Origin of the sequence: Klebsiella terrigena (assembly GCF_012029655.1) — a bacterium.
Taxonomy (GTDB): Bacteria; Pseudomonadota; Gammaproteobacteria; order Enterobacterales; family Enterobacteriaceae; genus Klebsiella; species Klebsiella terrigena.
In genome coordinates this window covers 1,644,501-1,667,811 of the sequence record NZ_CP050508.1, presented here as the reverse complement: position 1 = coordinate 1,667,811, position 23,311 = coordinate 1,644,501, and the positions used below count along the sequence as shown (strand labels likewise).

Genomic DNA, 23,311 nt, shown 5'->3' with positions numbered 1-23,311 from the left:
TTAGAGATGACGCACATTTTTGCTGAAGCCGTACCGCAAGAACGGCCTCAGCTTCAGCATTTTGCTGAACGTCATATTTTGAAACGCCTTTTTGATTTATTCGTGCCATACTACTGTTCATTCTCTGACGGGCGGCGTAAACTTCGCGACTCCTGAAACCACAGATAACCGCACATGCAAAACAGCAGCGCCGCCCTTCCCCGACGCGGGTTCGATTTAACCTCTTCCGCCTTCCTGATAGTCGCCTTTCTGACCGGGATTGCCGGCGCGTTGCAAACGCCCACCTTGAGCCTGTTTTTGACTAACGAAGTGCACGTGCGCCCGGCGATGGTCGGCTTCTTTTTTACCGGCAGCGCGGTCATCGGCATTCTGGTGAGCCAGTTTCTCGCCGGGCGCTCGGACCGCCGCGGGGATCGTAAGCAGCTGATCGTCTTCTGCTGCCTGCTGGGCGTGCTGGCCTGCCTGCTGTTTGCATGGAACCGCAGCTACTTTGTTCTGCTTTTCGTCGGGGTATTCCTCAGCAGCTTCGGCTCCACCGCCAACCCGCAGATGTTCGCCCTTGCCCGCGAGCATGCGGATAAAACCGGCCGCGAGGCGGTGATGTTCAGCTCGATTCTGCGCGCCCAGGTGTCGCTGGCGTGGGTGATCGGCCCGCCGCTGGCCTACGCGCTGGCGATGGGCTTCGGCTTTACCGTGATGTACCTCAGCGCCGCCGTCGCCTTCGTATTCTGCGGGGCAATAGTGTGGTTCTTTCTGCCCAGCATGCGCAAAGAGCCGAGGGCGGCGTCGGGCCAGCTGGAGGCGCCGCGCACCCATCGTCGCGATGCGCTGCTGCTGTTCAGCGTCTGCACGCTGATGTGGGGGATCAACAGCCTCTACATCATTAATATGCCGCTCTATATCATTAATGAGCTGCACCTGCCGGAGAAGCTGGCGGGATTAATGATGGGTGCCGCGGCCGGCCTTGAAATTCCGACGATGCTGATCGCCGGCTATTACGCCCGCCGTTTCGGCAAGCGTTTTTTGATGCGCGTGGCCGCCGTCGCCGGGCTGCTGTTTTACGTCGGCATGCTGCTGGTTCACACGCCCGGCCTGCTGCTGGCTTTACAGCTGCTGAACGCCATTTTCATTGGCATCCTCGCGGGAATTGGCATGCTCTATTTTCAGGATTTGATGCCGGGTCAGGCGGGTGCAGCGACCACGCTGTATGCGAATACCATCCGCGTCGGCTGGATTATTGCCGGGTCGCTGGCCGGCGTAGTCGCCGAGATTTGGAGCTATCACGCGGTATTCTGGATCGCGCTCGGCATGGGGGCGATCGCCCAGCTGTGCCTATGGCGCATCAGGGATATTTAAGCCGCAGGGATAAAACGGCGCCGCTAGCCGGCGGTGAGCCGTTCGAGATGAATAAGGTACGCCATCGCCTCATCGCGCCGGGTGGGGTCAGTCCATACTTCCTGCATGATTCTACAGCTTTCACGATCAAGAAGCAGATGGTGTGCATGCATAATGCGATACACCTGCTTCTTGTTACGGTCACAGTCAGTTAAATTGTAATGACAAATAGACTTCTCAATGGGGTACGACACCTCGCGGAGTAAGAAAGAGAGCGCACATGAGAAAAGCTGTTATTTGTAAATACAAAGAGAACCTTGACATCATTAAAACCGGAATTTTATCTCTCAAAGCCACGGGGGGGGATGGATTTGAAGGGCTCCTTCGCATTGCTCTAACAAATTTGACAGGGATACCATTCAGGTTAGCAGCCAGTGGGTTACAAGGAGGGGTAGACGGAGATTCTGTAATGCCAGGTGATCCCGTTTGTTTCGAAGCCAAACGATACTCAGGAGACATTAATAGAAATGATGTCTTGGCGAAGATAGTGGATCTAGCACGCAACAAGGATGCAGCTGACCGGTTGTGGATTCTGGGTGCGACGATTGAGATCAATACACAGCTTGCATCTACCATACAGGAAGATGGCGATCAAAATGCTGTATCTACCTTCATTTTGGATTGGACAGCCGCTCCACTGCCGCTTCTTGCCATCACAGTGGTCGCCGCAGGTGATATAGCCATTGATTTCATCTGCAAGAATTACCATGGAAGAACAAATCAGCAAAAGCTAACCAAAGTTGACCTTGCGCTAGCTTTTACGTTCATTAAACATCACCCAGAATTCGAAAATCTACTTCAAAGACTCAAATCAAACCTAAATATTTCGAAACTGGCGTTAAAGCGTGCGATCGATTTGAACATTGAGTGGCGAAAAGAAACATTTAGTTCCAAGAATAGGGCCAGAGAACGTCTTGGACAAGGTTTGGAAGTTTTAAAGGAGCCGTTCCACCATTCAAAGCGCTACGAGCTAAGGAACCATATCCTAAGTGAGATTCAAACGGGCAAAGAAGTCATCTTATTAGGTGATGAGGGGCATGGAAAATCATGGCTTGCAGCACAAATATGCTCAAATGCAGAAGGTTTATCGCTCTTCATCAGCGCAGAGCAACTTGACGGTGTATCTATAGAAGATCTTGATGATTTTTTGATACATCTTCTAATTAAGCAAACTAGCGAAGTAGCTAACGAAGCACTTAAACATAGGTGGAGGCATCGTCTTAAGTCCTGGAAAATAACACCACCTCTTGCTTCGTTGTTAGTTATTGTTGATGGCCTAAACCAACGTCAAAACTTTCGCTGGGATCGAATACTTAACGGTATTCAATCCAGATTAGCCGAAATTGGCGGCCACATGATAGTGACCGTTAGACCACAATTCTGGAGAAAAGAAATCCTCCGTGGTTTAGCGTTCGAGCCGACAACCGTTGAAGTTCCTGAATGGTCGTCATTAGAACGTGATGAACTTCTAAAGTGCAATGGAATTTCTCTTTCTTGGTTAGACCAACAAACATTGCAAGCACTCAAGAACCCGAGACTACTTAGCGTAGCCATCGCAACTCTTCCGCATAAGGAGGCAATCGCATGGAAAGGATTGACGACTGATAGGTTACTGATGGAACACCTTCGCACTTCACAACTCGAGAAATACGAAGATGAAAGCTTCTCAGATTTGACCAAACGTCTCAGCGAACATGCAACAAAGGTGCTAGAACGAGTGCAATTATCTGCAAATATAGCACCTCATAATTTTAAGACTGATACTAAGGCAGTCATTGAAACGAGATTTTTCCGATCACTTCCAGGCCCAAGCGATCTATATGAACTACGCGGGGAAGGTTTGACTCTCGCACTCGGCTTCACGTTAGTTGACCAACTTTGGCAAACACTATCGATGAAAAGAGATTTAGACGAACGTGTACTCCAGATTGTCGAACCTATCAATGCAATGGATCGAACCTCTGATGTCCTTTTTGCTTCTCTGTTAATCTGCATTCTCGATGATGTTCGGTTCGATACAGAAATCTACTCGGTTCTATTGCATGCGTTTTCCGATCTGCAAAATGTTCCTGATCGTCGTTTCGAGGAATTCGTCGAAATTGTTAAGCATCAGCCTCAAACGTTTTTCGAGGTACTAAAAGAATTCTGTCTTGAAAAAGAGCAGCGGCTCAATAAAGACTGGTTTACCCACGCCGCATTAGAGGTAACACAATCTAAAGAAGGATGGCAAACAGCAGAAACCACTATCCATCATTGGCTTAGCTGTTACAACAAGGATCCAATTGTACAGGTCAATCACTATCACAGACAGCATTCCCCTGAGTACGAAAATAAAGTTGAGGAAAAGAAAGCAGAAATCAAAGAGACCTTGTCATCTCTATCTACTTATGAAAAACAAATACTTGCTCGGATGACTGAAGTATCTGGTGAAACTGATGAGCTTTTTACGATGGCACTTCGGCTACTAGCTGGCCATTCTCTTGTAAGCTTTGCCGATAGCTTTGTTGCAATGGGATTGGCATTTGCGTTAGATAAAAATATTCATTCTGCACGGAAAGCATTTCAGCAACTAACCACTTTTAATCGAATACACCGTAATGAAACTAGAAATGCTTTCCTAAAAGCAATCGAGCCATTGCGCACAGAAGATACCTCCGAAAGAGGCCAGTGGACTATCGTTCGAATGCTCTATGCAACAGGGAAAGAAAAGGATGCAGTGACAGCTAATCGATTAGCTAAAGAGCTTCGAAAAAATTGGAATAACTTCGAACCAGCATCTAAAAATAAATGGCGCCAAGTCGAAGCTGCCAATCCAAATTCAACGGCACCAACAGACATGGATGAAGGAATTCAGCAGTTCAGCGAGCTTGATCCCGATAAAATGTTGCAATCAATGTATTTTGGAAGTGAGGATCGATGCTTCAGCGATTTTCTTCCGGTAGCCTGTCGATTTTATCCAGATATTGCCATCCAGAAGACTAGGAATATTCTTGAGGGAATGGTTACAAGATCAGGCCTACCACTTCGGCAGATCATATTAAACTGCCAACAACACATTCCACTGATATATCCAGATCTTGCAGAGAATATTCTCAGTAGAGCGAGGGAAAGCGATGCTTTTAGGACATTACCTGAAAAGGATATAACAGTTTGCAGGAAATTCGTGTTCTACTACGCCGCCGTACATATTTCTGCTGGTAAACAGCTTGAGTATATGACAAGTAAGGTTCCAGGGCCAAGCTACTTACTGTCAGTAATCCCCAGTTTGAAACATCAACCGACAATAGAAATAGTTTCAGCAGTACAAGAAGCTTTGCGAAACAATAATGAAGATGCAGCATACGGTGCGCTGGTAGCTGCACGTTATGGGAATACTCTGGTAAATGATGAGCTCGAAGAACTCATTTTAAAATGTTCTTACGGGGAATCTTCAAAGCTTCGCTCCATAGCTTTTGAATTGGCAACACACAAAGATCTAAACAAGGTTCGACAAGCACATTGTGACAGCAATTGGCGCGCCCCCTCTACAGACGAAAATGTATACGAAGCTTGGTATGGTTCAATTCTGTTGGTTGAAGCGTGTGCTCAAGGTGAAATGTCAATTGACTGCCTTCTAAGTCGGATCAGCCACAAAACTTGGTTTGCAACTTTGAGTAGACTCAATACTGATTTTACCAAAGTATTGGTAGATAACTTTGTGAAACAACTTCGTAAAGGAATCATAGCAACAGGAAAGATAAAACTTCCCCTCGCAGATTTGAATCTCTCGAGAACTGACCCGGTCCCATTCCCTCTTATATCAGTCGAAGAAAGTACGCGGGATAACGTTCACATCCCTAGAGCTAAAAGCCTGGAGGAAGTGTTAGATATCAATGATAATTTCGATGATAAACAAAGCAGACTAAACGCAGCCGCAGACGCTTTTTTCCAAGAACTAAAAGGGAGTAAAGCAAGGCTTTTGGTTCAAGAAATTACTATCGATATTATCCAAAACCTCGTTGCTAAGGCGCCTACGTTGCTGGATGAGCTGACCTATATTTTAGTTCAGGCGGAGAGTTCTCAATTTATTTGGCTAAAAAACTTGACTTTTACTGTGGCAAATATAATTTCAGCTAAGTCACCTGAACTCGCAGTGATACTACTAAACCGGGCTTCAAGAACGCAAGGTTTTCTAACATTATTTGTAGATGACGACCTGACACTTGAACATCAAGCTATTTGGGGAAGCTGTGCATCTAAACCGATAGAAACTCTCTGGCGCCAGAGGCTCCTGGGTTCAGAAAATAATGCAATCCTTGCTCAGGAAGTACTTGCAGCGGAACGTTTTGGAGCCTCTTCGTTTATTAAATCACTAGTCTTCGAATTAATCTCGAGCGACGATAGTTTGGACCAAGCATATGCCATATCAATTGCGGGTTATTCAATCCAATCTACTGAATTCAATAATATCATAAGTAAATATATTGATAAAAAAGGCATTTGTGGCGATGCTGCCAAATATTCTCTAAGAGAGTATGAAAAGGCTCAATGGGCTCAGACATGGATTACAAGCATGTGGTCAGCTCCGACTCCAGAGGAGTTCTGGCGCTGTCTTATAATTGCAACAACGACCATGGATGCACGAGTGAAAGCAGTACCACAGCCCAACAGCCGATGGCGTCAATACGCGCCTGTGTTTCACAGGGCTAGGAAAGCAGCCATCAAGGAACGAAACAAGGAACGAAATAAAAAGCTTCTTGGACAGGAGGCACCTGAGCCAATCTTTGCCTCCTTTCACCATTAAATTTTGTAGGTTATTAAAAACATTATTAGGATCGATGCCTGTTAACACTTCCAAAATGTCGAAGAAGACTGGAACTGATAAATATTGATGGGGAAACATTTACTTGCCATTGTGAATGGCTACTTGTTTTCGCCGATACCGCAAGTTAGCAGAGGTTTTGGAGGCGATCAACATGCCCCAATCCTGTAGATACAGATAAACTCAGTCCAGATAGATTTCAACAGCAAGACTTGGAAAACATTTTTGAAGATTAAATGGCTGCGTGATGGATCTCCTATAAGAGAACGACCCCTATCCTGTTGATATAAAAACAAATATACATCACCAGAGGTTAGGTATCAGCAAGCAATGTACTATAAATACTTATGGTGCTGTACTGGACTCTAGGTGAAGCAGATAAGTCATAGCGGCGTCACGATCCGTTGAACACATATCTAGCGTAGGTTGAAGATTACCGCACACTTTTGGTCGTAGTTCCGAACCGAAAATGTTACATAAGTTGTCATTAGATAATTGAACACACCTTACATTTGCGGGTTTCCCGTCAGGCATGCCGGGGATCGGGGATGAGATTGAGGGGGCGATACAGCAGGCACCGCAGTCAGTACGACATTCCATAGATGGTTCTCTTAACGGTGCTTTTTCAGACGCAGCCTAAACGTTTTATCCGAAGATAGCAAAACGCGCGAATTCCACTTGCCTGAAAGGCCCGGCGCGAGTAGTTTTACGCGATATTTTGACCCTTTAAGTTACAGGATTACCGCAATGCCAAGAGCGAATGAAATTAAAAAAGGTATGGTGCTGAATTACAACGGCAAGCTGCTGATTGTTAAAAACATTGATATTCAGTCACCGAGCGCCCGTGGCGCAGCAACGCTGTACAAAATGCGTTTCGCTGACGTACGTACCGGTCTGAAGGTTGAAGAACGCTTTAAGGGCGACGACATTGTCGATACCGTGACCCTGACCCGCCGCTACGTTGACTTCTCCTACGTCGATGGCAACGAATACGTGTTTATGGATAAAGAAGATTACACCCCGTATATCTTCACCAAAGAGCAAATTGAAGAAGAGCTGCTGTTTATTCCGGAAGGCGGCATGCCGGACATGCAGGTTCTAACCTGGGACGGCCAGCTGCTGGCGCTGGAACTGCCGCAGACCGTCGATCTGGAGATTGTTGAAACCGCGCCGGGCATCAAGGGCGCATCCGCCAGCGCGCGCAACAAACCGGCAACCCTGAGCACCGGCCTCGTGGTGCAGGTTCCTGAATACCTGAGCTCGGGCGAACGCATTCGTATCCATATCGAAGAGAGCCGCTATATGGGCCGTGCCGACTAACGGACGGCGGCTTAATCTCCGATAATCAACGCAAAAATGCCCGTCAGCATCGCCGCTGACGGGCATTTTTTTATCCGACGAACGCTGTGACCTACAGCAGTTCCGGGTATTTCGTCATCTTCAGCGCCAGCTCAACGCCGCGCACTTCCGCCATTCCCTTCAGGCGACCGATCGCCGAATATCCCGGGTTGGTTTTCTTACGCAGATCGTCCAGCATCTGGTGGCCGTGATCCGGACGGAACGGGATCGGACGCAGATCGCCGGCGCGCTTGCGGCGCAGCTCTTCGCTCAGGATCGCATTCACCACCGCCACCATATTGACGTCGCCGTTCAGGTGCGCCGCCTCGTGGAAGGTTTTCGGGTTCTCTTCGCGGCAGGTCGATCGCAGATGGGTGAAGTGAATGCGATCGCCGAAGGTTTCCACCATCTTCACCAGGTCGTTGTCGGCGCGCACGCCGTAGGAGCCGGTACACATGGTAAAACCGTTGTTAATGCTATCAACAACCTCTTTCAGCCACTGCATATCCTCGATGGTCGACACGATGCGCGGCAGGCCAAGGATTGGACGCGGCGGATCGTCCGGGTGAACGGCCAGGCGCACGCCTACCTCTTCACATACCGGCACGATGGCGCGCAGGAAGACGGCCATATTTTCACGCAGCTGCGCTTTATTAATATGGTCATATTCGGCCAGGCGCGCGCGGAACTGATCGAGGGTGTAGCCCTCTTCGGCTCCCGGCAGGCCGGCAATAATATTGCGGGTCAGCTTTTCAACTTCCGCAGCGCTCATCGCCGTAAAGTAAGCCTGCGCCTGGCGCTGCTCCTCTTCGCTGTAGTCGGCCTCCGCGCCAGCGCGCTGCAGGATATGCAGCTCAAAGGCGGCAAAAGCGATGTGATCAAAACGCAGCGCCTTCGAGCCGTCAGCTAGCTGATACTCCAGATCGGTACGCGTCCAGTCGAGGATCGGCATAAAGTTGTAGCAGACGGTATCGATCCCGCAGGCCGCAAGGTTGCGGATGCTCTGCTGGTAGTTGGCAATCCAGGTTGCGTACTGCCCGCTATGGGTTTTAATCTCTTCATGCACCGGGATGCTTTCGACCACCGACCACGTCAGCCCTTTTTCCGCCAGCAGCGCCTGACGCTGCTTGATATCTTCAACGGGCCATACCTGCCCGTTCGGAATATGGTGCAACGCGGTAACCACGCCCGTCGCACCGGCCTGCCGTACATCATCAAGCGATACCGGATCGTTCGGTCCGTACCAACGCCAGGTTTGCTCCATCGCTATACCCCTTTAAAGTTGTTATACCAATAACGCGAACATCAATGACGACTACCATACAGGCTTCCGTCAAAGGGTCAATTTATCCCGCTGAATTGATTGATCTAGCTCACACTAAGCGTATAAATACGGCTCACCAATTTAATTTGTTGTCATATAACTTTACACTGGCCGTGTTAATCATTGGTTAATCAGGTGTGTAAAGAATGACGAATATTGCTACAGCTACGCTACCGGAAGACGTGCAGCGTCCCCGCTACGATCGCAGCCAGCTGCGCTCGCGTATTGTGCACTTTGGGTTTGGCGCCTTTCATCGCGCGCACCAGGCGCTGCTTACCGACCGGGTGCTGAACGCCAGCGGCGGCGACTGGGGGATCTGCGAAATAAGTCTGTTCAGCGGCGATCGGCTGATGAGCCAGCTCCGCCAGCAGGATCACCTGTTTACCGTGCTGGAGAAAGGGGCGCAGGGCAATAAGGCTATCGTGGTCGGCGCGGTGCACGAGTGCCTGAACGCTAAACTCGATTCGCTCCCGGCGATAATCGAGAAGTTTTGCGAACCGCAGGTCGCCATCGTCTCTCTGACCATTACTGAAAAAGGCTACTGCATCGACCCGGCAAGCGGGTTGCTGGATCTTAAACAGCCGCGCATCGTGCACGATCTGGATAACCCGACGCTGCCGCAGTCGGTGCCGGGCATTTTGGTCGAGGCGCTCGCCCGCCGTCGTGAGCGCCACCTGCCGCCGTTTACCGTGCTCTCCTGCGATAACATCCCCGACAATGGCCACGTGGTGAAAAACGCCGTGCTGGGAATGGCACAGAAACGCTGTCCGGAGCTGGCGCAGTGGATTGCTGAACGAGTCAGCTTCCCCGGCACGATGGTCGACCGCATCGTTCCCGCCGCCACCGACGAGTCGCTGGCGGAAATCAGCGCCGCGCTGGGCGTCGAAGATCCCTGCGCCATCAGCTGCGAGCCGTTTATTCAGTGGGTGGTTGAAGATAACTTTGTCGCCGGCCGCCCGGCGTGGGAAACCGTCGGCGTGCAGATGACCGACAACGTGCTGCCCTGGGAGCAGATGAAGCTGCGAATGCTCAACGGCAGCCACTCTTTCCTCGCGTGGCTCGGCTACCTTGCGGGCAATGCGCATATCAGCGACTGCATGCAGGATGAGGTGCTGCGCGCCGCCGCGCGCCGGCTGATGCTCGATGAACAGGCGCCGACGCTCTCTATCGAAGGCGTCGATCTGACGGGCTACGCCGACGGTCTTCTCGAGCGCTTCAGCAACTCGGCGTTGAAGCATCGCACCTGGCAGATCGCGATGGACGGCAGCCAGAAGCTCCCGCAGCGCATGCTTGACGGCATCCGGGTGCATCTCGCTCGCGGCAGCCGCTGGCCGCTGCTGGCGCTTGGCGTCGCCGGCTGGATGCGCTACGTCAGCGGCGTGGACGATGCCGGCCAGCCGATTGACGTTCGCGACCCGCTGGCGGAGAAAATCCACGCCCTGGTCGCCGGCAGCAACGAGCAAGAGCGGGTCAGCGCCCTGCTCTCCCTCGAAGAGATTTTTGGCAACGACCTTCCTAACAGCGTCGAATTTGTCGCCAACGTGACCTCGGCCTGGCGCCAGCTCTCGTCGCTGGGCGCACGCGAAGCCATCGCCGCCGCGCTGGATTCTTAACAATTTCTGCTGTTTAACGGACAGAATTCTTTTCTGTCCGTCGTAAGCCTTCTCTTTTCCCCATTTTTTCGTCAGGATAGTCGCCAACTGTTACAACATTACATTTGTATCCTGGAGAAAATGTGACCAAAACAAACTTGATCACGGGGTTTCTCGGCAGCGGTAAAACGACCTCGATTCTTCATCTGCTGGCCCACAAGCCTGCAGATGAAAAATGGGCCGTACTGGTCAATGAGTTTGGCGAAGTGGGCATTGACGGCGCTCTGCTGGCCGATAGCGGCGCATTACTCAAAGAAATTCCCGGCGGCTGCATGTGCTGCGTCAACGGCCTGCCAATGCAGGTCGGGCTGAATACCCTGCTGCGCCAGGGGAAGCCGGACCGGCTGCTGATTGAGCCAACCGGGCTCGGTCATCCGAAACAGATCCTCGATATTCTCACCGCCGCGGTCTACGAGCCGTGGATCGACCTGCGCGCGACGCTGTGCGTTCTCGATCCCCGTCAGCTTCTGGACCCGAAGGTGGTGGCCAACGAAAACTTCCGCGATCAGCTGGCCGCCGCCGACGTCATTATCAGCAATAAAACCGACCGGATGACCGCTGAAAGCGAGCGCGCCTTCAGCGTCTGGTGGCAGGAGTATGCCGGCAAGCGCCTGCACGTCAGCGCCACCCAGGGAAGTATTGACCCGGCGCTGCTGGACCTGCCGCGGCTGAACCTTCGTCCGCTGCCGGAGAGCGCGGAGCATGCCCACGGCCACGGTCAGAAAAAGGGCCTCGCGGCGCTGAGTCTCCCCGGCCACCAGCGCTGGCGCCGCAGCCTGAACGCAGGCCAGGGCTACCAGGCCTGCGGCTGGATTTTTGACGCCGATACCACCTTCGATACCGTTGGCCTGCTGGAGTGGGCGCGGCTGGCCCCGGTGGGCCGCGTGAAGGGCGTGATGCGTATTGCCGAAGGCCTGGTGCGGATTAACCGCCAGGGGCTGGACCTCAATATTGAAACGCAGAACGTCGCCCCGCCGGACAGCCGCATAGAGCTTATCTGCGACGGCGAGGCGGACTGGAATGCCCTACAAGCCGCTCTGTTGAGGCTACGTTTAAGTTAAGGCGGCTATGTTTGCCGCCGTTTTACACGATATGCGACCGTTATGAATAAAACCCGAATCCCCCTTATCCTGCTGCTTAACGCGGCGGGTATTGCGCTTTTTTTATCATGGTATCTGCCCGCCAACCACGGGCTGTGGTTTCCGCTGGATTCTGCCATTTTCCACTTCTTTAACCACAACGTCGGCGTCAGCCGCGGCTATACCTGGCTGCTGGCGATTATCAACAACCGCGCTTTCGACGCCTGCTCTCTGCTGGCGATGGGAGCGGTGATGATGAGCTTCTGGCTGAAGGAGCAAAGCGCCGGCCGCCGCCGAATCGTCATCATAGGCCTGGTCATGCTGCTGTCGGCGGTGGTGATAAACCAGCTGGCGCAGCACCTGATGCCGGTTAAGCGCGCCAGCCCGTCGCTCTCGTTTAGCGGTATCGTTAAGGTCAGCGACGTGGTCTCATTGCCGACCAAAGATGCCTCGAAGGATAGCTTCCCGGGCGATCACGGGATGATGCTGCTGATTTTCGCCACCTTCATGTGGCGCTATTTTGGCCGTCGGGCGTTTGCTATTTCCCTCGCCATTTTCGTTGTGTTTGCCTTTCCGCGGGTAATGATTGGCGCCCACTGGTTTACCGATATTGCCGTCGGTTCATTAACCGCGCTGCTGGTCGGCGCTCCCTGGGTTCTGCTGACCCCGTTGAGCGACAAAATGATTGCCTGGTTCGACCGGACTCTGCCCGCCGGAATGCACCAAAATTAACATTTCCGTCGCATATTATTAAATATCCATAAGGGATCGTTCTCGGTCCCTTTTTTTATGTTTCGCCTTTTTTATCCCCACAATCATCTTTCCGTCACATTAATCGTCTTAGAAATGAGGTAATTGCGTATTTTTTACCCATCTCTGCCGCTATTTTGGCCTTTCCCGATGATTCACTTTTTGTCGCAAAAATTCTTATAAGAAATCTCGCAAAACCGCTCGCCATCCCAGTGTTGATAGGGTAATCTCATTCTCGTTTTGCCTTTCCAGCAACGTAAAACCGGCGTCAGAATTAAATTGTGCGTTACTGCACAAATTTAGATTTAAGGATTTGTCTCATTGCTGCCAGGTATTTAGGCTCTAACACGTTTGGCATTTTTTATAACGACATTGTCGTTAAGGACAACAAGGGAAAACACACAACATGGTCAAATCTCAGCCGATTTTGAGATATATCCTGCGGGTCGTTCCCGCGATAGCAGTGGCAGTTTTGCTCTCTGCCTGTAGTTCGACAAGTAGTACCGCAAAGAATATGCATTCTGAGACGCTTGGTGTGGGTAGTGGCGATTTATCATCACTGCAAGCCTCTCAGGATGAATTTGAAACAATGGTTAGCAATCTGGACGTTAAGTCCCGTTTGATGGACCAGTATGCTAGCTGGAAAGGCGTGCGTTACCGCCTTGGCGGCAGCACCCGGAAAGGCATCGACTGTTCGGCATTCGTGCAGCGCACCTTCCGCGAGCAGTTTGGTCTGGAACTGCCGCGCTCAACTTCAGAGCAGCAGGATTCCGGCAAATCGATTTCACGTTCCCAGCTGCGTACGGGTGATTTAGTCCTGTTCAGAGCGGGATCCACTGGCCGCCATGTGGGTATCTACATCGGCAACAGCCAGTTCGTTCATGCTTCCACAAGCAGCGGTGTGACCATCTCCAGCATGAACGAGCCGTACTGGAAAAAGCGCTATAACGAAGCGCGCCGTGTACTCAGCCGTTCGTAATCTCTTCCGTCGTCAGTTTTCCCTTGGCTGACGAACGGAAATTAAAAAACACTGCCAAGGCAGTGTTTTTTTTTGCTCATAGCCTCGCAAAGCCGCAATATAAGCTATGTCTTTAAATGGAAACGGTGAAATCGTTTTTCTGTCACCCCATTGGCGCGCCTCATAAACACGGACTGACTATAGCCTATGCTTACCCGCTACTTCTCACCCCGGCGTAAAATCTGGCTGACCAGCACACTGATTGGGGTTATCGTCGCCCTGCTGGCCGGTAGCATTCAATTTATGGTTATCTACCACAACCGCTCTGAACGCTTTGACTCCATCATCAATAACGTCAACGTCTACCTGAATGAGTACTTCCACGAGCTTAATCAGACCATCGCCGAGCTGCAGCCGCTGGTCGACCGGGAGTGCGAGAACGTCGCATCGGGCCTGACCGCCCATGCCGCATTCAGCCCAAACGTGCGGGCGTTTCTGCTGGTGAAAAATGGCCAGGCGTTTTGCTCTTCGGCAACCGGCCCCATGAAGACGCCCCTGGAGCAGCTTATTCCGCAGCTCGATATCACTAAACCCGTCGATATGACCATTCTGCCGGGTACACCGATGATGCCAAAAAGCTCGGCGCTGGCGATGTGGGTACGCAGCCCGCACGGCGGTAACGACGGTATCTTCGTGTCCATCAATACCAACCTGACGCCCTATATTCTCTATTCTGCCCGGCAAAATGACTTCAGCGGCATCGCGCTGGTGGTCAACAACAGCGCTATTTCAACCTTCAGCAACAGGCTGGTTAGCCCGCAAGCGATGCTCTCCGAGCCGATTCGCGAAGTGCAGATCAAGGGGCTGCCGCTCAAGGTCTACCTCTACGCCAACAGCTGGCTGGCTGAAAACACCCAGTACGCCCTGCTGTTGGGCGTGGTATGCGGGCTGCTGGCGGGACTGCTGGGCTATTACGTGCTAACGATCAAGTCCGATCCGCGAAAAGCGATCCTGATGGGAATAAAGAACGATCAGTTCTACATCGTCTATCAGCCGGTCGTCAAAGCCGATACCCTGCACATTAGCGGCGTTGAGGTACTGATGCGCTGGCGCCATCCGGTCGCCGGCGAGATTCCCCCGGACGTCTTTATCAACCTGGCCGAAACCCAGCAGATGATCGTGCCGCTGACCCACCATCTGCTGGCGCTGATCGCGCGCGATGCGCCAACGCTGCAAAAAATCCTCCCGGCGGGAAGCAAGCTCGGCCTGAATATCTCCCCGGCCCACCTGCACGCCGACAGCTTTAAGTCGGATTTACGGCAGTTTGCCGCCGCCCTGCCGGCCAACCACTTTAGTGTGGTGCTGGAGATAACCGAACGCGCGATGATCGATAAGAACCGATCCCTGGCTATCTTTGACTGGCTGCACGAGCAGGGCTTTGAAATTGCGATCGATGATTTTGGCACCGGCCACAGCGCGCTGATTTATCTTGAACGCTACAACTTCGACTTTTTGAAAATCGATCGCGGCTTCGTGCAGGCTATCGGGACCGAAACCGTCACCTCGCCGGTGCTTGATGCCGTGCTGACCCTGAGCCGCCGCCTGCAGCTCCTGACCGTTGCCGAAGGGGTTGAAACGCCTGAACAGGCGGAGTGGCTACGCAAGCACGGCGTGCACTACCTGCAGGGCTACTGGATAAGCCGGCCTCTGCCGCTGGAAACGCTGCTTGCCGCGCACGACGAACCGGCGAAATACTTCGCCGCCGCCGAGTGCTGATGATTTAATCTATGGACGGGCCCGCTCTGGGCCCGCCGACAGAGGATAACAACCTGGCCATGTTTGCGCGTATCTGCCTGATATTAATTATTTTTATGAGCCTTAACGGTCAGGCGCAGGCCGTGAAAGAGAGCCACAGCTTCGCCATTATTGGCGAGCCGAAATACCCTGACGGCTTTAGTCATTTCGCCTATGCCAATCCGGCGGCGCCAAAAGGCGGCAGCATCACGCTCGCCTCCATTGGCACCTTCGACAACTTCAACCGCTATGCGCTGCGCGGCAACCCCGGCGTGCGTACCGATGCCCTGTACGATACGCTGTTCACCACCTCCGACGACGAAGCGGGCAGCTACTATCCGCTGATCGCCGACGGGGCGCGCTACGCCGATGACTTTTCGTGGGTGGAGGTTACCCTCAATCCGCAGGCCCGCTTTCATGACGGCACGCCGATCCGCGCCAGCGACGTCGCCTTTACCTTCCAGAAGTTTATGACCGAAGGCGTCCCGCAGTTTCGTCTGTTCTACAAAGGCACTCGCGTTAAGGCCATCGCGCCGCTCACCGTGCGCATCGAGCTCGGCCAGGCGGGCAAAGAGAATATGCTCAGCCTGTTCACCCTGCCGGTCATGCCGGAAAAGTTCTGGCGAGACCACAAGCTCAGCGACCCGCTCTCGACGCCGCCGCTAGCCAGCGGCCCTTATCGCATTACCGACTGGCGGATGGGTCAGTACATCGTTTACTCGCGCGTTAAAACCTACTGGGCGGCCAATCTTGCAGTCAACCGCGGGCGCTGGAACTTCGATACGCTACGCTACGACTACTATCTCGACGATAACGTCGCCTTTGAGGCCTTTAAGGCGGGGGCGGTCGACCGGCGGGAAGAGACGATGGCCAAAAACTGGGCCACCCGCTACGTCGGGCGCAACTTTACGCGCGGCTACATCGTGAAGGATGAGTATCAGAATACCTCGGCGCAGGATACCCAATGGCTGGCCTTCAACATTCAGCGCCCGGTTTTTGCCGATCGTCAGGTACGCGAGGCCATTACCCTCGCCTTCGATTTTGAATGGATGAACAAGGCGCTGTTTTACAACGCCTACAGCCGCGCCAACAGCTATTTCCAGAATACCGAGTACGCGGCCCGCACGGCGCCCGATGCCGATGAACTTGCCCTGCTGACGCCGATGAAAAAAGATTTGCCGCCCGAGGTCTTCACCGCGATCTATCAGCCGCCGCAATCCGACGGCGGCGGTTTCGATCGGGCAAATCTGCTGAAGGCGGACAGCCTGCTCAACCGGGCCGGATGGGTGGTGAAAAACCAGCGCCGGGTGAACGGCAAAACCGGCAAGCCGCTGCGTTTTGAGCTACTGCTCCCCGCCGGCGGTAACGATCGCTGGGTGCTGCCCTTTCAGCACAATCTGCGGCGTCTCGGCATCACCATGGATATTCGCCAGGTTGATAATTCCCAGTACAGCAATCGCCGCCGCAGCCGGGATTACGATATGATGCCGATGGTCTGGCGGGCGACGCCGTGGCCCGCCACCGACCTGCAGGTTTCCTGGGACTCGGCCTATATTCACTCCAGCTACAACGCGCCGGGGGTCCAAAGCCCGGTCGTGGATAGCCTGATCGCGCAGATTATTCGCTGGCAGGGCAACGAGCAGAAGCTGCTGCCCCTGGGCCGCGCGCTGGACCGGGTGCTCACCTGGAACTACTACATGCTGCCGATGTGGTATATGGCGCAGGACAGAACGGCCCGCTGGGACAAGTTCTCGTTCCCGCCAACGCGGCCGGTATACTCCTCCGGCTTTGACAGCTGGTGGTATGACGTTAACAAAGCGGCAAAACTGCCTGCGGACAGACGCTGAGGAACGACGATGGGCGCATACCTGATCCGCCGACTGCTGCTGATTATCCCTACCCTGTGGGCGATCATTACGATCAACTTTTTTATCGTCCAGATTGCCCCCGGCGGCCCGGTCGATCAGGCCATTGCCGCCGTTGAGTTCGGCAATCATGGCGGGATGCCGGGCGCGGGCGACAGCGGAATGGCCGCCAGCCACGCGCGCACCGGCGTAAGCAACGTCGGCGAGGGCCACTATCGCGGCGGGCGCGGCCTCGACCCGGAGGTCATCGCCGAGATAACCCATCGCTACGGCTTTGATAAGCCCATCCACGAGCGCTACCTGAAAATGCTCGGCGACTACCTGCGCTTTGATTTTGGCGACAGCCTGTTTCGCAGCGCCTCGGTGCTAGAGCTGATCAAAAACAGTATGCCGGTCTCCATTAGCCTCGGCCTGTGGAGTACGCTGATTATCTACCTGGTGTCGATCCCGCTGGGGATCCGTAAAGCCGTCAGCAACGGCAGCCATTTTGATATCTGGAGCAGCACGCTGATTATCATCGGCTACGCGATCCCGGCATTCCTGTTCGCGATTCTGCTGATCGTTATTTTCGCCGGCGGCAGCTATTTTGACCTCTTCCCGCTGCGCGGGCTGGTCTCGGCTAATTTCGACAGCCTGCCGTGGTATCAGAAGATCCTCGACTACCTCTGGCACATTACGCTGCCGGTGCTGGCGACGGTGATCGGCGGCTTTGCGGCGCTCACCATGCTGACAAAAAACAGCTTTCTGGATGAGATCCGCAAGCAGTACGTGGTCACCGCCCGCGCCAAAGGGGTAAGTGAAAAGCAGATTTTGTGGCGCCACGTGTTCCGCAACGCCATGCTGCTGGTTATAGCCGGTTTCCCGGCGATGTTTATCAGCATGTTCTTTACCGGTTCGCTGCTGATCGAGGTGATGTTCTCCCTCAACGGCCTCGGGCTGCTGGGCTATGAGGCGACGGTTTCGCGCGACTATCCGGTGATGTTTGGCACATTGTATATTTTTACGCTGATTGGCCTGCTGCTTAATATCGTCAGCGATATCTGCTACACGCTGGTCGACCCGCGTATCGATTTTGAGGGCCGCTGATGTCATTTTTGAGTCCCGTCAACCAGGCCCGCTGGGTACGTTTTCGCCACAACCGTCGCGGCTACTGGTCGCTTTGGCTGTTTTTAATCCTCTTCGTCTGCAGCCTCGGCGCGGAGCTGATCGCCAACGACCGCCCGCTGCTGGTGCAGTATCGCGGCAGCCTGTACGTTCCGCTCTTAAAAGAGTATAGCGAGAAGACCTTCGGCGGCGACTTTGCCACCGCCGCCGACTATCAGGATCCGTGGCTGCAGAAGCAGCTCGAGGCTCACGGCTGGGTGCTGTGGGCACCGGTGCGCTTCGGGGCGACGACCATCAACTTTGCGACGCAATCCCCCTTCCCCTCGCCGCCGTCGTCGCAGAACTGGCTCGGCACCGACGCCAACGGCGGCGACGTGCTGGCGCGAATTCTCTACGGAACGCGGATCTCCATTCTGTTCGGCCTGCTGCTAACGCTCTTTTCCAGCGTTCTCGGCGTGCTGGCGGGCGCCATCCAGGGGTACTACGGCGGCAAAATCGACCTCTGGGGGCAGCGCTTTATTGAAGTGTGGTCGGGAATGCCGACGCTGTTTTTGATTATTCTCCTCTCCAGCGTCGTGCAGCCCGGCTTCTGGTGGCTGCTGGCGATTACCGTCCTGTTCGGCTGGATGACGCTGGTGGGCGTGGTGCGCGCCGAGTTTCTGCGCACCCGTAACTATGACTATATCCGCGCGGCGCAGGCGCTGGGCGTTAACGACCGCAGCATCATCCTGCGCCATATGCTGCCCAACGCGATGGTCGCCACCCTCACCTTCCTGCCGTTTATTCTCTGCAGCTCGATTACCACCCTGACTTCGCTGGATTTTCTCGGCTTCGGCCTGCCACTGGGCTCGCCTTCGCTGGGCGAGCTGCTGCTGCAGGGGAAAAACAACCTGCAGGCGCCGTGGCTGGGGATCGCCGCCTTTTTGTCCGTCGCGGTGCTGTTAACGCTTTTAATTTTCATTGGTGAAGCGGTTCGCGACGCCTTCGACCCGAGTAAGGCGGTATAGCATGGTGCAGCCTCTGTTAGAAATCGACAATCTCTCCATCGCCTTTCGCCAGCAGGGCGAAACTCAGACCGTCGTCAGCGAACTGTCGCTGCACATTGCGGCGGGGGAAACCCTGGCGCTGGTGGGCGAATCCGGTTCCGGCAAGAGCGTTTCCGCGCTGTCGGTGCTGCGCCTGCTCCCTTCGCCGCCGGTAAGCTACCCCAGCGGCGATATCCGCTTTCACGGCCAGTCGCTGCTGCATGCCGATGAGCGAACCCTGCGCGGGGTGCGCGGCAACCGTATTGCGATGATTTTCCAGGAGCCGATGGTGTCGCTCAATCCGCTGCACACCCTGGAAAAGCAGCTCTATGAAGTGCTCTCTCTGCATCGCGGAATGCGCAAAGAAGCCGCTCGGGGAGAGATTCTCGACTGCCTGGAGCGCGTCGGCATTCGCCAGGCTCCTCGCCGGCTGGCGGACTATCCGCATCAGCTCTCCGGTGGCGAGCGCCAGCGGGTGATGATCGCCATGGCCCTGCTCACCCGCCCGGAGCTGCTGATTGCCGACGAGCCGACCACCGCGCTGGACGTCTCGGTGCAGGCGCAAATTCTGCAGCTGCTGCGGGAGCTGAAGCAGGAGCTGAACATGGGGCTGCTGTTTATCACCCATAACCTGAGCATCGTCCGCCAGCTCGCCGACCGCGTGGCGGTGATGCAAAACGGACGCTGCGTCGAGCAGAACGGCTGTCGCGCCCTTTTCTCGGCCCCTCAGCATCCCTATACCCGCCGCCTGCTGGATAGCGAACCGGCGGGGCTGCCGGTTCCGCTGGCGCCCGATGCGCCGCTGCTGCTGGCGGCAAGCGGGCTCAGCGTCGCCTTCCCGGTTCGTCGGGGACTTTTGCGCCGGGTGGTTGAGCATAATCGGGTGGTGAACGCCCTGAGCTTTCAGCTGCGCGCGGGGGAAACTCTGGGCCTGGTGGGCGAATCAGGTTCTGGCAAAAGCACCACCGGGCTGGCGCTGCTGCGCCTGATTGCCTCTGAAGGGGTTATTGCCTTTGATGGCCAGACGCTGCAGGGCCGCAGCCGTCGGCAGATGCTGCCGCTACGCCGCCGAATGCAGGTCGTGTTTCAGGATCCGAACTCGTCGCTGAACCCGCGACTAAACGTTTTACAGATTATTGAGGAAGGGCTGCGCGTCCACCAGCCGACGCTTACCTCCGCCGAGCGTGAACGGGCGGTCATTCAGGTGATGCAGGAGGTGGGGCTGGATGCGCAAACGCGCCTGCGCTACCCGGCAGAGTTTTCCGGCGGCCAGCGGCAGCGTATTGCCATCGCCCGGGCGCTGATCGTTAAGCCTCAGCTTATCGTGCTGGATGAACCGACCTCGTCGCTGGATAAGACCGTGCAGGCGCAAATCTTAGCCCTGCTGAAAGCTTTACAGCAAAAGCATCAGCTGGCCTATGTTTTTATCAGCCACGATCTGCGCGTCGTGCGGACGCTATGCCATCAGGTGATGGTGCTGCGGCAAGGAGAGGTGGTCGAACAGGGAGAGTGTGAGCGCGTATTTACCGCTCCGCAGCAGGAGTATACCCGCCAGCTGCTGGCGCTGGGCTGACGGTCAGAACGGGTTGTTGCCGGAGAAGGGCTCGGCAATGGCTACGCCGAAATTTTTCAGACGACAGGTGGCGGCGAACTCGTCCTGCATGTTGACAAACAGGCACGGCTCCCCTTCACACTCAACGATTGAGCAATCGACCTCGATGTCGCTGAGCGCCTGGCTAAGCTTATGCATAACCGGCCACGCTTTCTCGCCGTCCGGGCTGAGTAACTTCAGCGCCACGAGGCTATTTTCGCTCTGCGCGCCGTTTTGCGGAATCGGTTCAACTCTTGAACCCGCAAAACCGGCCAGCCAGCGATAGCTTTGCGGCAGTCGGTGTACGATAGAGAGTTGCTGTGTATTCACCTGGTTTTCCCCGGAAGCAAAATGCTTCACAATAAATTTACATCAATATTAACACATTGTTGACAACTAGTCCTGTATCAGCGTGGAAAACGTTTACACCGGCGCGGCGCCGGGGTTAACCGCTTATTATCCAGAACTTTATAGTTTCGCTGCGGAACCGATCGGGGCTATATGTACCCGTTTCTGTGATCCAAAACAACTTTTTTATCGCAACATTGCGACTTTTTACACTAATTGATTTTACATAAAAGAAACAAATTGCAGAATAGCGAAGCCCGCCGCGGTTGATATGCATCAAAAAAGGGGCTGAAATAGCCCCTTAAATGAGATTCAAAGCGCGACTTTTCGCCGCCGACTGGCGTAGAGGTAGAAGAGAATGGAGCTGCTGGCGCAGAAAGCGATAGAGATCAGCATCGGCCAGGCGGTAGTAAAGGTTGCTATCGACAGCAGCGCCCCGACAATCGCGCCGATGCCGAAGCGGAAGGTTCCCGCCAGCGAAGAGGCCGTCCCGGCCATATGCGGGAACTCATCAAGAATGACCGCCATCGCGTTCGAGGAGACCATCGATACGCAGCCGATAAACGCGGCTACGCCGAACACCAGCGCCCAGAAGCCGACATCAAACAGCGCGCAGACCACCATCCACACGGCCATCGCGAACTGGATCCACAGCCCGGCGCGGAACATATTCAGCGCCCCAATCCGCCGGACAAAGCGGCTGTTAATCATGGTCATGACGAACAGGAAGGCCACGTTCAGCGCAAAGTAGTAGCCGAAGTGCTGCGGGGAAACGTGGTTAATCTTGATGTAAACAAACGGGCCGGCGCTAAGAAATGAGAACATCCCGGCAAAGCTGAAGCCGCTCGCCAGCATATAGCTCAGCACGCGCTTGTGGCGGAACAGGGTGGCAAAGTTGCCGAGGGTCGTGCGAATGTGGAACTTCTGCCGCCGCTCCGGCGGTAGAGTCTCGCTAATGAAGAATGCGATCATTGCCGAAGCCAGCAGCGCCGCCACCGCAAGGATCCAGAATATCGCATGCCAGCTGAACCACACCAGCACCGCCCCGCCCACCATCGGCGCGACCAGCGGAGCAATGGTGGTGACCAGCATCACGAACGACATCATCCGCGAAAACTCTTCTTTCGGATAAATATCGCGCATCAGGGCGTTAATCACCACGCTCGCCGCCGCCGCCGCGAGGCCGTGGAAGAAGCGCATGGTGATCAGCATTTCGATGGTCTGCGACAGGGCGCAGGCCACCGCGGCGGCAGCAAAAATCAGCGTCCCCCCGAGGATAACCGGCTTACGGCCGATGCTGTCAGCCATCGGGCCGTACAGCAGCTGGCCAAAGGCAAAGCCCAGAATATAGGTACTGAGCGTCATCTGCGCGCTGCCGTCCGGCACGTTAAACTGCGCCGAGATCACCGGCAGAGCCGGGAGATACATATCGATCGACAGCGGCATGAGCATGGCCAGCAGGCCAAGAATAAACACAATCCCCAGGGAAGAATTCTGCTTTGCCGTCACGTTTTACTCCGTGCATGCTGAATGCCAACGCTGGCAATCTCTTCTTCCGTCAGCGGGCGATACTCGCCGGGCGCCAGAGAGTCGTCCATCGCGATCGCGCCGATTCGTTCACGATGCAGGCCGACAACGTGGTTGCCCACGGCGGCAAACATCCGCTTAACCTGGTGGTAGCGCCCTTCGCTGATGGTCAGGCGGACTTCCGTCGGGGTAATCACTTCGAGAACCGCCGGCCGGGTCAGATCTTTTTCATTATGCAGCTGAACGCCCTCGGCGAACTGCTCCGCGGTGTTTTCAGCAACCGGGTTTTCCAGCGTCACCAGATAGGTCTTTTCGCAGTGATGGCGCGGAGAGGTAATACGGTGCGACCACTGGCCGTCGTCGGTCATCAGCACCAGGCCGGTGGTGTCGATATCCAGACGCCCTGCGGCATGCAGCTTGTGCGCTACCGGCACGTCAAGGAAATAGAGCACCGTTGGGTGATCCGGATCGTCGGTAGAACAGACGTAACCCTGCGGCTTGTTAAGCATAAAGTAGCGCGGGCCGTTCTGCTGGGTAAGCGTATTACCGTCATACTCAACGTCATGCTCCGGCTGGAGCTTGAACGAAGCGTCTTTCACGATTTCACCATCCACGAGAACGCGGCTGCTGCGGATTTCACGTCCGGCAATAGCCCTACTGACGCCAAGTTGCTGAGCGATAAACTTATCAAGTCGCATGAGATTTTTTTAGCCTGTAATAATGCTGGAGCGGGCAAGCGCCCGAAAAAGAAGAAATTCAT

17 protein-coding genes are annotated in these 23,311 nt (G+C 54.5%); 12 read left to right on the top strand and 5 right to left on the bottom strand.

The window, feature by feature from the left end:
• The first annotated feature begins 174 nt into the window (after positions 1–174).
• Both setB and HCK03_RS07900 read left to right on the top strand, forming a co-directional pair.
• Positions 175–1,356 carry a sugar efflux transporter SetB gene (gene setB / locus HCK03_RS07905; protein WP_041146491.1) on the top strand — a complete coding sequence of 394 codons (1,182 nt, stop codon included), beginning with the start codon at positions 175–177 and terminating at the stop codon, positions 1,354–1,356.
• Between the two features lie 259 nt (positions 1,357–1,615).
• Positions 1,616–6,178, top strand: a complete 4,563-nt coding sequence (locus HCK03_RS07900) for an NACHT domain-containing protein (RefSeq protein ID WP_167691368.1) — start codon at positions 1,616–1,618, stop codon at positions 6,176–6,178.
• 363 nt (positions 6,179–6,541) lie between these two features.
• Here the strand turns inward: HCK03_RS07900 and HCK03_RS07895 are convergent, their stop codons facing one another.
• Positions 6,542–6,796, bottom strand: coding sequence for a YkgJ family cysteine cluster protein (locus HCK03_RS07895; protein WP_167691367.1), 255 nt, complete (start codon positions 6,794–6,796; stop codon positions 6,542–6,544).
• A gap of 147 nt (positions 6,797–6,943) precedes the next feature.
• On the opposite strand from HCK03_RS07895, the gene yeiP reads away from it, so the two are divergent.
• The gene (yeiP, locus tag HCK03_RS07890; protein ID WP_041146493.1) at positions 6,944–7,516 is read left to right on the top strand and encodes an elongation factor P-like protein YeiP; all 573 of its coding nucleotides are present in this window, start codon (positions 6,944–6,946) and stop codon (positions 7,514–7,516) included.
• Between the two features lie 91 nt (positions 7,517–7,607).
• On the opposite strand, the gene uxuA is transcribed toward yeiP, so the two are convergent.
• Complete coding sequence (gene uxuA / locus HCK03_RS07885) at positions 7,608–8,798, bottom strand: mannonate dehydratase (protein WP_041146494.1); 1,191 nt, start codon at positions 8,796–8,798, stop codon at positions 7,608–7,610.
• A 206-nt stretch (positions 8,799–9,004) separates the two neighbouring features.
• Here uxuA and HCK03_RS07880 point away from each other — a divergent pair, with 206 nt between their 5' ends.
• The 9 genes from HCK03_RS07880 (at position 9,005) to yejF (ending at position 20,658) form a co-directional block, all read left to right on the top strand.
• Positions 9,005–10,471, top strand: coding sequence for a mannitol dehydrogenase family protein (locus HCK03_RS07880; protein ID WP_167691366.1), 1,467 nt, complete (start codon positions 9,005–9,007; stop codon positions 10,469–10,471).
• Positions 10,472–10,593: 122 nt separating this feature from the next.
• Positions 10,594–11,571, top strand: a complete 978-nt coding sequence (locus HCK03_RS07875; protein WP_134527099.1) for a CobW family GTP-binding protein — start codon at positions 10,594–10,596, stop codon at positions 11,569–11,571.
• 42 nt (positions 11,572–11,613) lie between these two features.
• Entirely contained in the window at positions 11,614–12,321 is a 708-nt protein-coding gene (locus HCK03_RS07870) for a phosphatase PAP2 family protein (protein ID WP_135184213.1), read from the top strand.
• Positions 12,322–12,745: 424 nt separating this feature from the next.
• Positions 12,746–13,318 (top strand): bifunctional murein DD-endopeptidase/murein LD-carboxypeptidase, encoded by a 573-nt coding sequence (mepS, locus tag HCK03_RS07865; protein ID WP_041146498.1) that lies wholly within the window; start codon positions 12,746–12,748, stop codon positions 13,316–13,318.
• Between the two features lie 186 nt (positions 13,319–13,504).
• Entirely contained in the window at positions 13,505–15,073 is a 1,569-nt protein-coding gene (locus HCK03_RS07860; protein WP_167691365.1) for a cyclic di-GMP phosphodiesterase, read from the top strand.
• Positions 15,074–15,132: 59 nt separating this feature from the next.
• Entirely contained in the window at positions 15,133–16,938 is a 1,806-nt protein-coding gene (locus HCK03_RS07855) for an extracellular solute-binding protein (RefSeq protein WP_167692405.1), read from the top strand.
• A 9-nt stretch (positions 16,939–16,947) separates the two neighbouring features.
• On the top strand, positions 16,948–18,042 hold the full coding sequence (locus HCK03_RS07850; RefSeq protein WP_167691364.1) for a microcin C ABC transporter permease YejB: 1,095 nt from the start codon (positions 16,948–16,950) through the stop codon (positions 18,040–18,042).
• Complete coding sequence (locus HCK03_RS07845) at positions 18,042–19,067, top strand: microcin C ABC transporter permease (protein ID WP_041146501.1); 1,026 nt, start codon at positions 18,042–18,044, stop codon at positions 19,065–19,067. Before HCK03_RS07850 ends, HCK03_RS07845 begins: the two co-directional genes overlap by 1 nt.
• A gap of 1 nt (position 19,068) precedes the next feature.
• Positions 19,069–20,658 carry a microcin C ABC transporter ATP-binding protein YejF gene (gene yejF / locus HCK03_RS07840; protein ID WP_167691363.1) on the top strand — a complete coding sequence of 530 codons (1,590 nt, stop codon included), beginning with the start codon at positions 19,069–19,071 and terminating at the stop codon, positions 20,656–20,658.
• A 3-nt stretch (positions 20,659–20,661) separates the two neighbouring features.
• On the opposite strand, the gene HCK03_RS07835 is transcribed toward yejF, so the two are convergent.
• From HCK03_RS07835 to rsuA, 3 genes are all read right to left on the bottom strand, one after another.
• A complete protein-coding gene (locus HCK03_RS07835; protein ID WP_041147706.1) occupies positions 20,662–21,006 on the bottom strand; it encodes a YejG family protein in 345 nt (114 codons plus the stop codon).
• A gap of 330 nt (positions 21,007–21,336) precedes the next feature.
• Positions 21,337–22,533, bottom strand: a complete 1,197-nt coding sequence (locus tag HCK03_RS07830; RefSeq protein WP_167691362.1) for a Bcr/CflA family multidrug efflux MFS transporter — start codon at positions 22,531–22,533, stop codon at positions 21,337–21,339.
• A complete protein-coding gene (gene rsuA, locus HCK03_RS07825; protein WP_123551746.1) occupies positions 22,530–23,249 on the bottom strand; it encodes a 16S rRNA pseudouridine(516) synthase RsuA in 720 nt (239 codons plus the stop codon). Before rsuA ends, HCK03_RS07830 begins: the two co-directional genes overlap by 4 nt.
• Positions 23,250–23,311: the final 62 nt, after the last annotated feature.